Genomic DNA, 12,610 nt, shown 5'->3' with positions numbered 1-12,610 from the left:
ATAACCGCCGCACAGGAGATAACGATGACGCAGGGCTTACACTTTAGCATGCTGATGACAGGCGCAGACACTGCGCTGTTGTCTGATACCGTGTCGGCAGATAGCGGAGCGTCAGATGCCGCCAGCACCGACAGCGGTATGCTATTTGGTAGTATGCTGGGCGAGCTGGTACAGCCGGAAAAAAATAGCCTTAGTGCTAAAACTGCACGGCAATTGCCTGCCGGTATCAGCCTGTTATCCGGTGTTAGCCAGGCTATAGCGGCTGCCACCGATGGCGACCTGTCAGAGGCGATGCTTAGCGGGGCCGGCCAGGACAGTGACCTTACCAGCAGCATCTTAGCGCAACTGGCACTGAATGGTACTGCTGCGCACAGCGGCGGCGCGCAACAACATGCTGCTGAGGCTACTGCAGACATGGCGAACGCCAGCGGCGAGGCTGAGGCAGAACTCGGTGACATTATCGCGGCTAAAGCCAATACTACCTCAGCAGGCGCGGATACAGAGCTTGCTGCCGGCGATAACAGCTTGCTGGCTGCAGCGGCTAAGCAGCTGACAAGTGCCGAAGATACTGAGCAGTCTCAAGCTGTCGATACTGAAGCCACAGTGAAGGCCGGCCTGAATGTCGCAGACGGCACCAGCGTAGCGGCTAAAAGCGGCGATAATACAGATGCTATCGCAGGCGAGCTGGCTAAAAATGTCATCACAGTGGATGATAAGGCTAAAACTGATACAGCGAAGCAGCCTGATGCTACCCGTTCAACACTAACACCTGCTGATACTGCAATGTCGGCTACTGTTGCAGATGACGAGCACGTTGCAGCTGTGCTGCAACAGCAACAGAGTACAGACAGCAACAAAGCGGCTGTGCAGGCGGACGCCAGCGCACCGGCCGTTAAGCCGACGCCACAGAGCGCTGTGCAAAACCCCGGGTTACAAACGACTGAAACAACAGAGCTTCCTTCTGACGGCGCTGCGCTTGCCGGGATGATGCCGGCAGAAGCAGTAAACCAGGCCAACGCTGACAACAAAGCAGATGCTAAACCTTCAAGCCTGGCTGGTCGTGTTGCAGCCAATATGCCTGACAAAGCAGATGGTGCCAACAACAGCAAAGAAAGTAGTAGTGATAGTAGTGCACAGCAGCACGGCCAGCGCCAGCAAAGTTCAGCGGCATTGTCTGAGCTGGCGCTGCAGGCCGGTGCTGCACTAAATAACAAACAAAATGATCCCAGCACGGCGTTGCACCGCGCAGAAAGCCCCTTTGGTCAGGCGCTGCAACAGGTAGAGCAGCGCCAGCTCAGTAACGCGGCTAAGGCGGTCAGGCCTGCTGTGGCAGAGCAGCTAAAACAAAGCCTGAATTTACTGCAGCAGGATAGCCCGGCACAGCTACAACAGCGGGTTAACCTGATGCTGCGGCAAAATATTCAGGTGGCGGAAATCCGGCTCGATCCGGCCGGTCTTGGCCAGATGCAAATTAAAATAGATATGCAGCAAGAGCAGGCCTCGGTACAGTTTGTTGTGCAGCAACCTCAGGCTAAAGAGCTGCTGGAGCAACAATTGCCGCGTTTGCGTGAGTTACTGCAGCAGCAAGGCATAGTATTAAGCGAAGGCAGTGTGCAGCAGCAGTCGCAGCAACAGGAGCGGCAACTTGCTCAGCATGGCCGCTCCGGCAATCAGCAAGGTGGCAACATAGATGACAACGCTGACGATCTGCCAGCCGCGGCCGTGCAGGTAACCGCAGCAGTCAGTGAGCGACTGGTGGATTATTACGCATAAAACCGGCGCAAGCGTTAATTTAGCCGGCAATGATTTACATTGGCGCAGGCAGATGAGCATAATAACGTCAGACGATTATATTGGGTGACAGTTAGATGGCAGCAGAAAAAGATTTGGTGATAGCAGAAGGTGGCGGCAAAAAAAAGTGGTTGCTGCTGGGCGGCGGTGCGGCGCTGGTGATTGTACTGGCAGTAGTGGCTTTTTTGATGTTCTCCGGTGACGACAGTACGGTACAAAGCCCAACGAGCAGTGCAGCCGCGGGGGCCGACAGCGGTCAGGCGGCTAACGAGCCGAAGGGAACCGCGCTGTATGTGGCCTTACCCAGACCTTTTGTGTTTAATGTGCCCGGTGCGTCACGCGATCGCATGGTACAAATTAAAGTGCAGTTGCTGGTGCGTGGCAGTAATAATGAAACCCTGGCGATGCGGCATATTCCGTTGATTGAAGGCAGTTTATTAGAAACCTTCAGTTCATCCAATGCTGATGAACTGGTTACTGTAGCAGGGCGTGATGCGCTGAAAAACAAAGCGCTGAGTGACTTGCAACAGGCAATGATTGAAGTAGTGGGTTCGGTGGTGGTCGATGAAGTCCTTTTCACCGGTTTTGTGATGCAATAAGAGTGAGCAGCCGTGACCGATTTACTGTCACAAGACGAAATTGACGCGCTATTACATGGCGTTGATGACGTTGAAGAAGAGGAAATAGACGAGTCCGGCGAAGGCCGTGGCCGCTCTGCCATGGAATACGATTTTTCGTCACAGGATCGTATTGTCCGTGGCCGTATGCCCACGCTGGAAATGGTTAACGAGCGTTTTGCCCGCCATATGCGTATCAGTTTATTTAATATGATGCGCCGCACAGCTGAAGTGTCTATTAACGGCGTGCAAATGATTAAATTTGGCGAATATGTGCATACGCTGTTTGTGCCGACCAGTTTGAATATGGTGCGGTTTAGGCCGTTAAAAGGCACCGGCCTGATTACGATGGAAGCGCGGCTGGTATTTATTCTGGTAGATAACTTTTTTGGTGGTGATGGCCGCTATCATGCCAAAATTGAAGGCCGCGAATTTACCCCGACTGAGCGGCGCATTATTCAGATGCTGCTGAAGCTGATTTTCGAAGATTACAAAGAAGCCTGGGCACCGGTAATGGACGTGTCGTTTGAATATCTCGACTCTGAAGTTAACCCGGCAATGGCCAACATCGTCAGCCCAACCGAAGTGGTGGTGATCAGCTCGTTTCATATTGAGCTGGACGGCGGCGGCGGCGATTTTCACGTCGCCTTGCCGTATTCCATGCTGGAGCCCATCCGCGAGTTGCTTGATGCCGGTGTGCAAAGCGATAAAGAAGACACCGATTTGCGCTGGAGTAAGGCGCTGCGCGACGAAATTATGGATGTGAAGGTCGACTTAACCACTAAAATGATGGACGTCGATTTAACCTTACGTGAAGTGATGGAGCTAAAAGCCGGCGACATTATTCCGGTAGAAATTCCGGAGCACATTACGGTGTTAGTTGAAGATTTACCCACTTACCGGGCGAAACTTGGCCGGTCACGCGAAAATGTCGCGCTGAAAATTACCGAAAAAATTAAACGGCCGGAGTCGGTGAAGTCGGAGATGCATGTCTTTACCAAAGGTGGGCGTCGGTTGGATAGCGATGCGGATATTTCTGAATTAGAGGCCGATCTGAACTTATCAGATCGCGATAGAAGGTAATAATAATGGCTGATGATAAAGACACCATGGACGAATGGGCTGCCGCCATGGCAGAGGCTGAAGGCTCAGGTGACGGTGCCGAGCCGGTAGAGCTGGAAGAGCTGCGCGATGAAAAAGCCGATATTACGGTAGATGAAAAACGTAAGCTCGACACTATTTTAGATATTCCGGTCACCATTTCGATGGAAGTGGGCCGGGCCAAGATCAGTATCCGCAACCTGTTGCAGCTAAACCAGGGCTCCGTGGTTGAATTAGAGCGGGTTGCCGGCGAGCCACTGGATGTCTTGGTAAATGGTACCCTGATCGCCCACGGCGAAGTAGTGGTGGTAAACGATAAGTTTGGTATCCGTTTAACTGACGTAATAAGCCAGATTGAACGGATTAAGAAACTGCGCTAATGCCGTTACTCAACCTAATTTTGCTGGCGTTGCTGTGCTGCCCGTTATCGGCGCTGGCACAGCAGCAAGCGGTATCGCAGCCTGAGCAGACAACGCAAACAGAAGAGACAGCGCAAACAACAGAAGCTGCTCAGACAACAGAGGCTGGGCAGACAACAGAGACTGCTCAGACAGAAGCCCTGCAGCTACAGGCTGAGGCCGGGCCGGCAACGGCTGAGCCTGCAGTACAGGCCAGGGGAGCAGACAAAGCCAATCCGATGGCAGCCAGAGCGGAGCCCGGTAGCGGACGCCCCAGCGGCGGCCTGGGGCTGGGCAAGATGGCACTGTCGCTGGCCATCGTCGTGGCCATTGTGATAGCACTGGGCTGGGCATTCAAAAAATTGACGCTGCGCCTGCCTGGCAGTCGGCATATTAAAATAATTTCCACTATGCCACTTGGGCCAAAAGAGCGCTTGTTAGTTATTGAAATGCAAGGTAAACAACGGGTTTTAGGGGTTACGGCGCACAGCATAAATTTACTGTTTGAACTGGAAAATTCGCTGCCGGAAGAAAAGTTGGCATCAGACTTTCATACACAGTTGCAATCGTTCCTGAAAAAATAGCGTGAACTATGCTGCGACTGTTGTGCGTGCTGCTGGCAATACTGCTAAGCCCTGAGGTATTGGCCGATAATGGCGCCTTATCTGCTATAACCGTAACTACCGCTGCTGATGGCAGCCAGCAATACAGCGTGACGCTGCAAGTGCTGGCGCTGATGACAGCGCTGAGTTTTATTCCTGCCATGGTCATTATGATGACCAGCTTTACCCGTATTATTGTGGTGCTGGCCATTTTACGCCAGGCCATAGGCCTGCAACAGTCACCGTCGAATCAGGTGCTTATTGGCATTACATTATTTTTAACCTTTTTTATTATGGCGCCGGTGTTTAAAAACATAAACGACACCGCGATCCAGCCTTATCTGGCGGAAGACATTTCGCCGGTGCAGGCCTTGGATGCCGCCATAGTGCCGATTAAAGCGTTTATGTTGCACCAGACCCGCACCAAAGATCTGGATACTTTTGCCCAGATAGCAGGCTTGGAAGTGGCCGCCCAGCCACAGGATTACCCGATCACTGTGGTTATTCCGGCTTTTATCACCAGTGAACTAAAAACGGCATTTCAAATTGGTTTTATGCTGTTTATTCCGTTTTTGATTATCGACTTAGTCGTCGCCAGCGTGCTGATGGCGATGGGTATGATGATGTTGTCGCCGATGATTATCTCTTTGCCATTTAAGCTGATGATGTTTGTGTTGGTTGACGGCTGGATTTTAGTGATGGGCACCTTAGCCACCAGTTATGGAGTCGGTACATGAGCCCGGAAATTTTTGTTGATGTACTACGCGATGCGCTGTTTCTGGTGATCCTGCTGGTTAGCGCTATGATTTTGCCATCGCTGTTTGTCGGCCTTATTGTGGCGGTATTTCAGGCCGCTACCTCGATAAACGAACAAACCTTAAGCTTTCTGCCGCGGCTTATTGTGACGCTGCTGGCGCTGATGTTTGGCGGCCACTGGTTTACCCGGGTGATTATGGAATACACCAATGAGCTGTTTTTAAGCATTCCGACGGTGGTAGGTTAAGCGCTGATGGAATTTCCGCTGAGTGTACTAATGCAAACGCTGGCCGACTACCTGTTACCGCTGTGCCGGGTAACCGGTATGTTTTTAATTATGGCTGGCATTGGTGTACGCAATATTCCGATGCGGATTAAAACCGGCCTGGTGGTATTTATTTCCCTGATTATTATGCCGACGCTGCCACCGGTGGCCAACCCGGATCTGATGTCCGGCCAGATGTTTCTCGAAGTTTTACTGCAGCTGTTAATCGGTTTTGCGCTTGGTTTTATTTCGTTGATGTTTATTACCACCTTTGTGCTGGCCGGGCAGTTATTAGCCACCCAGACCGGTCTGGGCTTTGCCTCGATGGTGGACCCGGCCAGTGGCGTCAACGTGGCAGCCATAGGTCAGTTTTATTTGATCCTGGCGACCTTACTATTTTGGATTTTTGATGGGCATCTAATCATGATCCAGATGCTGGTGTTTAGTTTTGACACCCTGCCAATTAATGGCCAGTGGTGGGAAGTCACCAGTTACTGGACCGTGATTGAATTTGGTGGCTGGATGTTTGCCACCGCGCTGGCAATAGCGCTGGCGCCGATAGTGTCGATGCTGGTGGTGAATTTATCCTTTGGCATTATGACGCGCGCCGCGCCGCAGCTGAACATTTTTTCTATCGGTTTTCCTATTACCATGCTGGCTGGTTTAATCATTTTATGGTTAACGCTGGATACGTTTTTATTTCACTATGACAAACAGTGGCAGCACGCTATCGACTACAGCTGCCGGCTGGTTGGTTGTTAACCGGAGGGCTCTGCGATGGCAGATGAAAGCGCCGAAAAAACCGAACAACCCACGCCCAAGAAGCTGCAAGACGCAGCGGAAAAGGGCCAGATAGCACGTTCTAAAGATATGGGCACCGCCTTTGTACTGATTGGCAGTGCCGCCGCCATTTTGGTGTTTGGCAAAATGCTGGCCAAAGCCATGCTGGAAATTTGTCAGCGTATGTTGCAGCTAAACCACAAAGACATTTTTGAAACCAATTCGATGTTCACGGTTTGGGGCGCTGCCGGTGAAAAGCTGGCAGCGCCGATGGCGGGCATTTTTTTACTGATTTTAATTGCCGCTTTTGTTGGCAATATCTTACTGGGTGGTTTTAATTTTAGCTGGCAGGCTGCCGGGCCCAAAGCCAGTAAAATGAACCCCTTAACTGGTCTGAAACGCATGTTTGGCCTGCAGGCGCTGGTGGAACTGTTAAAAAGCGTACTTAAAGTTATTGTGGTTGTCGGCATTGCCTATTTGTTACTTAAGCTGTTTTTCTTCGATATTATGGCGCTGTCGCTGATGAGCGAACCCAATAATATTGAATCGGCGCTGTATTTTCTGGCCTGGTTGTTTTTAGGCCTGTGTGCCAGCGTGTCCGTGATTGCGATAGTCGATGCACCATATCAAAAATGGAACCACATTAAACAGCTGAAAATGTCACTGCAGGAAATCAAAGACGAATATAAAAACTCCGAAGGTGACCCGCAAATTAAAGCGCGCATCCGCCGCACTCAAATGCAAATGTCAATGAAACGCATGATGCAGGAAGTGCCGAAGGCTGACGTTATAGTAACTAACCCAACGCACTATGCCATAGCGCTGAAATACGACCAGGGCAAGTTTCGCGCTCCGGTGGTGGTGGCCAAAGGTGTCGACGAAGTGGCAATGCATATCCGCAAAATTGCCAACGAGCACAAGGTGCCAATAATTGAATCACCAGCACTGGCGCGATCTATTTATCATACTACGGAACTGGATCATCCGATCCCTGAGCAACTGTTTGCTGCTGTCGCTCAGGTACTGGCATACGTGTATCAGCTGAAAATGTACAAAAAAGGCAAAGGCAGCCGGCCGAAAACTCTGGCCAAAGACCTGCCAATCCCGGAAGGCTATCGCCATTAAGTCCATTTCAAGTGTTCTGACCCGTTGAAAATGGGTTGGAACACTTCTTGCTGACACCAGACATAGCGCCAATTTACTGTCAGGGTTGTCATGCAGTTAACCAGTTACTTCACCAAATTCGACCGCTCGCGTTTTGCCTTTGCCAAGGGCCTGGGCACGCCGCTGTTTATTCTTGCTGCGCTGGCCATGGTAGTGTTGCCACTGCCACCTATGCTGCTGGATGTGCTGTTTTCTTTTAATATCGCGCTGGCGCTGGTGGTGCTGCTGGTCACCATTTACTCGTTACGGCCACTTGACTTTGGCGTGTTTCCCGCAATTTTGCTGGTGGCAACCATTATGCGCTTAGCGCTGAACGTGGCCAGTACCCGGGTGGTGCTGCTGGAAGGCCATAACGGCGGTGATGCGGCTGGTAAGGTGATTGAGGCTTTTGGCTCAGTGGTTATTGGCGGCAACTATGCCGTTGGTATAGTGGTATTTTTAATTCTGATTATTATCAACTTTGTCGTTGTCACCAAAGGTGCCGGCCGTATTGCCGAGGTGTCTGCCCGTTTTACCTTAGATGCGATGCCCGGTAAGCAAATGGCGATAGATGCCGACTTAAACTCTGGCCTGATTACGCAGGAAGAAGCGCGTAAAAGACGTGAAGAAGTGACCAGCGAAGCGGATTTCTATGGCTCGATGGACGGTGCCAGTAAATTTGTTAAAGGTGATGCCATTGCCGGTATTGTTATTTTGGTGATTAACCTGGTCGGCGGCTTGTTTATCGGCATGATGCAGCACGACTTGTCTTTTGGCGATGCGATGGAAATATACACCTTGCTGACCATTGGTGATGGTCTGGTGGCACAAATTCCGGCGCTGTTGCTGTCTATCGGTACTGCGATTATCGTAACCCGGCAGAACAAATCAGAAAATATGGGCGAGCAGATGACAGCGCAGCTGGGTAATACTCAGGTGCTGTTTGTTGCGACCGGCGTGCTGACATTGATGGGCATAGTGCCGGGTATGCCGCATTTTGCGTTTTTGTCGTTGGCCGCAGTGGTTGGCGGTGCCGCTTATATGCTGCATAAGCGTGGCAAGGCCGCCAGCGCACAGCTGGTTAATCAGAATGCGGCAGATTTAGCGCCGGTAGAGTCGAACGTGGTAAAAGAAATTGGCTGGGATGATGTGCAGGGAGTCGACACCATCGGCCTGGAAGTCGGCTACCGCTTAATTCCGCTGGTGGATAAATCGCAAGGCGGCGAGTTATTAAGCCGCATTAAAGGCGTACGCAAAAAACTGTCGCAGGAGCTTGGTTTTCTTATACCGGCCGTACATATTCGCGACAATCTGGATTTAGAGCCTAACAGCTACCGCATGACGTTAATGGGCGTCACCAGCGGCGAGGGCGAGCTGCGCCATGACAACGAGCTGGCGATTAACCCCGGCCAGGTATTTGGCACGGTAAAAGGTATCGCCACCAAGGATCCCGCCTTTGGTCTGGACGCGGTATGGATAGCCAAAGATCAGCGCGAACATGCGCAAACCCTGGGCTATACCGTGGTCGATGCCGCTACCGTTGTGGCTACCCATTTAAGCCAGATCTTAACCAACCATGCCGCCAGTCTGCTGGGTCACGAAGAAGTGCAAAACCTGCTGGATATGCTGGCCAAACATTCGCCGAAGCTGGTTGAAGGCCTGGTGCCGGATACCTTACCGCTGACCGCCGTGGTTAAGGTGCTGCAAAATCTGCTCAATGAAGGCGTGCCAATCCGTGATATGCGCACCATAGTGCAAACCCTGGTGGAGTATGGCGCTAAGAGCCAGGATGTTGATGTACTGACCGCAGCATGCCGCATTGCGCTGCGCCGTCTGATCGTGCAGGAAGTGGGGGGCAGCCGCCAAGAAATTCCGGTGATTACCTTTGCGCCAGAGTTAGAGCAGATGTTGCATCAGTCGATGCAGGCTGCCGGCAACGACGGTGCCGGTATCGAGCCGGGCCTGGCTGATCGGATTCAACAGTCATTGCAGCAGGCCCATCAGGAGCAGGAGCTTAATGGTGACAGTGCCGTATTGTTAACGTCAGGAATTTTACGCTCAGTCATGGCACGATTTGTGAAATACACCATTCCAGGGCTTCGGGTATTGTCTTATCAGGAAATACCGGACGATAAACAAATTCGTATTGTCAGCGTTATTGGCCAGGCAAGTTAGGAGTTAGCTTATGAAAATCAAACGCTTTGTTGCTAAAGATATGCGCACTGCCTTACAGGAAGTGAAAGAGTTTTTAGGCGCTGACGCCATTATTCTGTCCAATAAGAAAGTCGCTGAGGGGGTTGAGATCGTCGCGGCCATTGACCAGGAAGCTGCACCGGTAAAGGCGGCTGTAGCACCGGCTAAACGCGCTGAACCGCGCTTTGTGGCTACCGTGGATGACGCCGACGAAGCCTCGTCTGAAGCGCCGGCTGATTCACTAAAAGCCTTACTGGCGCGGCAGATGATTAAGCAGCAAGTGTCGCAGGGCGCGGCTGGCAGCAAACCGGCAGCTGAGCCGGTGCGGGCAGCGCAATTCGAGCGTCAAACTTCTGGCGCTGTGCCCGGTGTCAACACAGTGCAATTTACTGAAATCAGCAAACAGCAGGAGCAGCAGGCAAAATTACTGCAGCAACAAATGGACGCCATGCGTAACGAAATGCTGTCAATGCGCCAGTTGCTGCAGCATCAGGTATCTGGCCTGATGTGGCAGGATTTAGCCCGGCGTGAACCGGTGCGGGCACTGGTAATTGAAAACCTGCAACAGCTGGGTTTATCCGAGCAGGTTGCCGATCAACTGGCGTGCTTTATGCCTGAGGAGCTTAACACCAGTGAGGCCTGGAACGCGGCACTGGAGCTGCTGAGCGGCCAGCTCAGCACGACGAATGATGATATTTTACGCCGTGGTGGCGTTGTCGCGCTGGTCGGCCCGACCGGTGTCGGCAAAACGACTACCGTGGCTAAGCTGGCAGCAGAGTTTGCCAAGCGCCATGGTGCAGAGCAGGTGGCACTTATTACCACAGACAGTTACCGCATCGGCGCCTTTGAACAACTGGCGACCTTCGGCCGTATTATTGGTTGTCCGGTAAAACAGGCGAAAGACAGTGATGAACTGGCACTGTTAATAAACCAGTTACAACAGCGCAAACTGATATTGATAGATACCGCCGGTATGAGCCAGCGTGATGTGCGCCTGGCAGAAAAACTTGCCAGTCTGGTGCATAATAGTCGTGTCAAAATAAAAAGTTATCTGGTATTGTCTGCCACAGCACAATCAAGGGTAATGCAGGAAAGCGTGACGCATTTTAAACGCATTCCCTTGTCTGGTTGTATTTTCACTAAACTTGATGAATGCTTAAGTTTAGGTGAAGTCATTAATGTGGCTATTGCCAACGCACTGCCGGTCAGTTACTTGACGAACGGCCAGCGGGTGCCGGAAGATATAGCTGTGGCCGATGCACACAAACTGGTGCAACAGGCCGAAAAATTACGAATCGCACAAAGCAGTACGGCTCATCAGTGGTATAACGACGAGATGAACCGCGCGGACGGAACCTATGCATAGTCATGACAATATTGATGATCAAGCCCATGGCCTGAGACGAATGAATAAGCAGATGGTAAAAGTAATATCGGTTACCGGTGGCAAAGGCGGCGTGGGTAAAACCAACGTTACGCTAAACCTTGCCATGTCGCTGGCCCAGCTGGGTAAGCGGGTACTGGTATTAGACGCCGATCTTGGCCTGGCTAACTGTGATGTTATGCTGGGCCTTAGAGTAGAAAAAAACTTGTCGCACGTGTTATCCGGCGAGGTTGAGCTGGATGACATCATCATTGATGGCCCTTTTGGCATTAAAATTATCCCAGCAACCTCCGGCTCGCAAAATATGACTGAGCTGGCACCGGCTGAGCATGCTGGTCTTATTCGCGCTTTTAGCGAGCTAAAAACGCCGGTAGATGTATTACTGGTCGATACCGCTGCCGGCATATCAGATATGGTGCTGAGCTTTTCCCGTGCGTCGCAGGATGTGATGGTAGTGGTGTGCGATGAGCCATCTTCGATTACCGATGCTTATGCGCTGATGAAAATTTTGAGCCGGGATCACGGTGTAGAGAAGTTTAAAATTGTCGCTAATATGGTGCGTAGTCTGAAAGAAGGCCAGGAACTGTTTGCTAAACTGACCCGGGTGACAGACCGCTTTTTAGACGTGAGCCTGGAGCTGGTGGCGACGATTCCATACGATGAAAATGTGCGCAAAGCAGCACGTAAACAAAAAGCGTTCGTTGAAGCTTTCCCGAAAACGGCCGCCAGCATGGCAGTAAAAAGCCTGGCATTAAAAGCAGCAAAATGGCCGCTGCCGGCCAGTGCGTCTGGCCATCTGGAGTTTTTCCTGGAGCAACTGGTGCAACCGCAGATAAACCGGGGGCTGGCGTGAACAGCAAAATTGCAGCTTATGGCGGTGTTGACCATATGCAGCAGTTGGTCGAACGCCATGCGCCTTTAGTTAAGCGTATTGCTTATCATCTGATGGCCCGTCTGCCCGCCAGTGTACTGGTAGATGATTTAATTCAGTCTGGCATGATTGGTCTTATCGAGGCGGCAAAGAACTTTGATGGCAGCAAAGGCGCCAGTTTTGAAACCTTTGCCGGCATCCGCATTCGTGGTGCTATGCTTGACGAGATGCGCCGTGGCGACTGGACGCCGCGTTCAGTGCATCGTAATGCCAGGTTAATTGCAGAGACGATTGCCGAATTAGAGGGCTTGTATGGCCGCGATATAAAAGATATTGAAGTTGCTGAAAAACTTGATATATCTCTTGATGAATACCATCATATGCTAAGTGATATCAGCAGTGGTCGTATTATTGGCATTGAAGATCTTGGTGTGTCAGAAGATGTGCTGGTAACCTCTGGCGACAGCGATAGCGATCATCTGTTTGAGAATCAGGCAAGTGAAGCGTTTCATCAGGATTTAGCAAAAACAATCAGTAGTTTACCTGAGCGTGAAGCATTAGTACTTTCACTGTATTATAATGACGAGCTAAACTTAAAAGAGATTGGGGCCGTACTTAATGTTAGCGAGTCCCGGATCAGTCAAATACATAGTCAGGCATTGGTCAGATTAAAAGCCAGAATGCAGGATTGGTTGTAACCTATTCTGAG

The 12,610-nt window shown here is 51.2% G+C and carries 13 protein-coding genes; all 13 read left to right on the top strand.

The window, feature by feature from the left end; translation table 11 throughout:
- The first annotated feature begins 24 nt into the window (after positions 1-24).
- The 13 genes from EYB30_RS00245 to EYB30_RS00185 all read left to right on the top strand — a co-directional run bounded on the left by EYB30_RS00245 (position 25) and on the right by EYB30_RS00185 (position 12,599).
- A complete protein-coding gene (locus EYB30_RS00245; RefSeq protein WP_166835773.1) occupies positions 25-1,773 on the top strand; it encodes a flagellar hook-length control protein FliK in 1,749 nt (582 codons plus the stop codon).
- 95 nt (positions 1,774-1,868) lie between these two features.
- Positions 1,869-2,390 (top strand): flagellar basal body-associated protein FliL, encoded by a 522-nt coding sequence (fliL, locus tag EYB30_RS00240; protein WP_166835770.1) that lies wholly within the window; start codon positions 1,869-1,871, stop codon positions 2,388-2,390.
- A gap of 12 nt (positions 2,391-2,402) precedes the next feature.
- The gene (gene fliM, locus EYB30_RS00235; RefSeq protein ID WP_166835767.1) at positions 2,403-3,491 is read left to right on the top strand and encodes a flagellar motor switch protein FliM; all 1,089 of its coding nucleotides are present in this window, start codon (positions 2,403-2,405) and stop codon (positions 3,489-3,491) included.
- A gap of 5 nt (positions 3,492-3,496) precedes the next feature.
- Positions 3,497-3,889, top strand: coding sequence for a flagellar motor switch protein FliN (gene fliN / locus EYB30_RS00230; protein WP_166835764.1), 393 nt, complete (start codon positions 3,497-3,499; stop codon positions 3,887-3,889).
- Positions 3,889-4,491: a flagellar biosynthetic protein FliO gene (fliO, locus tag EYB30_RS00225; RefSeq protein ID WP_166835760.1), complete on the top strand. Its 603-nt coding sequence runs from the start codon at positions 3,889-3,891 to the stop codon at positions 4,489-4,491. The genes fliN and fliO overlap by 1 nt, the downstream gene beginning before the upstream one ends.
- A gap of 8 nt (positions 4,492-4,499) precedes the next feature.
- Entirely contained in the window at positions 4,500-5,246 is a 747-nt protein-coding gene (fliP, locus tag EYB30_RS00220) for a flagellar type III secretion system pore protein FliP (protein ID WP_166835756.1), read from the top strand.
- Positions 5,243-5,512, top strand: coding sequence for a flagellar biosynthesis protein FliQ (fliQ, locus tag EYB30_RS00215; RefSeq protein ID WP_166835753.1), 270 nt, complete (start codon positions 5,243-5,245; stop codon positions 5,510-5,512). The genes fliP and fliQ overlap by 4 nt, the downstream gene beginning before the upstream one ends.
- Before the next feature lie 6 nt (positions 5,513-5,518).
- Complete coding sequence (gene fliR, locus EYB30_RS00210; protein WP_166835751.1) at positions 5,519-6,292, top strand: flagellar biosynthetic protein FliR; 774 nt, start codon at positions 5,519-5,521, stop codon at positions 6,290-6,292.
- Between the two features lie 15 nt (positions 6,293-6,307).
- Entirely contained in the window at positions 6,308-7,435 is a 1,128-nt protein-coding gene (gene flhB / locus EYB30_RS00205) for a flagellar biosynthesis protein FlhB (protein WP_166835748.1), read from the top strand.
- Positions 7,436-7,525: 90 nt separating this feature from the next.
- Positions 7,526-9,628, top strand: a complete 2,103-nt coding sequence (gene flhA, locus EYB30_RS00200; RefSeq protein WP_166835745.1) for a flagellar biosynthesis protein FlhA — start codon at positions 7,526-7,528, stop codon at positions 9,626-9,628.
- A 10-nt stretch (positions 9,629-9,638) separates the two neighbouring features.
- Positions 9,639-11,012, top strand: coding sequence for a flagellar biosynthesis GTPase FlhF (gene flhF / locus EYB30_RS00195; RefSeq protein ID WP_166835740.1), 1,374 nt, complete (start codon positions 9,639-9,641; stop codon positions 11,010-11,012).
- Positions 11,005-11,883 carry a MinD/ParA family protein gene (locus EYB30_RS00190; protein WP_166835739.1) on the top strand — a complete coding sequence of 293 codons (879 nt, stop codon included), beginning with the start codon at positions 11,005-11,007 and terminating at the stop codon, positions 11,881-11,883. Before flhF ends, EYB30_RS00190 begins: the two co-directional genes overlap by 8 nt.
- Entirely contained in the window at positions 11,880-12,599 is a 720-nt protein-coding gene (locus EYB30_RS00185) for an RNA polymerase sigma factor FliA (protein ID WP_166835738.1), read from the top strand. The genes EYB30_RS00190 and EYB30_RS00185 overlap by 4 nt, the downstream gene beginning before the upstream one ends.
- Positions 12,600-12,610: the final 11 nt, after the last annotated feature.

Source organism: Rheinheimera pleomorphica, assembly GCF_011634895.1.
Classification (GTDB): Bacteria; Pseudomonadota; Gammaproteobacteria; order Enterobacterales; family Alteromonadaceae; genus Alishewanella; species Alishewanella pleomorphica.
The sequence above is the reverse complement of the archived record's forward strand: the minus strand, read 5'-3'. Positions and strand labels throughout refer to the sequence as shown.

Excerpts from the sequence above, each read along its gene's own strand:
- EYB30_RS00245 (WP_166835773.1), top strand. The coding sequence starts at position 25 with ATGACGCAGGGCTTACACTTTAGCATGCTGATGACAGGCGCAGACACT.
- fliL (WP_166835770.1), top strand. The coding sequence starts at position 1,869 with ATGGCAGCAGAAAAAGATTTGGTGATAGCAGAAGGTGGCGGCAAAAAA.
- fliN (WP_166835764.1), top strand. The coding sequence starts at position 3,497 with ATGGCTGATGATAAAGACACCATGGACGAATGGGCTGCCGCCATGGCA.
- fliO (WP_166835760.1), top strand. The coding sequence starts at position 3,889 with ATGCCGTTACTCAACCTAATTTTGCTGGCGTTGCTGTGCTGCCCGTTA.
- fliP (WP_166835756.1), top strand. The coding sequence starts at position 4,500 with ATGCTGCGACTGTTGTGCGTGCTGCTGGCAATACTGCTAAGCCCTGAG.
- fliQ (WP_166835753.1), top strand. The coding sequence starts at position 5,243 with ATGAGCCCGGAAATTTTTGTTGATGTACTACGCGATGCGCTGTTTCTG.
- fliR (WP_166835751.1), top strand. The coding sequence starts at position 5,519 with ATGGAATTTCCGCTGAGTGTACTAATGCAAACGCTGGCCGACTACCTG.
- flhB (WP_166835748.1), top strand. The coding sequence starts at position 6,308 with ATGGCAGATGAAAGCGCCGAAAAAACCGAACAACCCACGCCCAAGAAG.
- flhA (WP_166835745.1), top strand. The coding sequence starts at position 7,526 with ATGCAGTTAACCAGTTACTTCACCAAATTCGACCGCTCGCGTTTTGCC.
- flhF (WP_166835740.1), top strand. The coding sequence starts at position 9,639 with ATGAAAATCAAACGCTTTGTTGCTAAAGATATGCGCACTGCCTTACAG.
- EYB30_RS00190 (WP_166835739.1), top strand. The coding sequence starts at position 11,005 with ATGCATAGTCATGACAATATTGATGATCAAGCCCATGGCCTGAGACGA.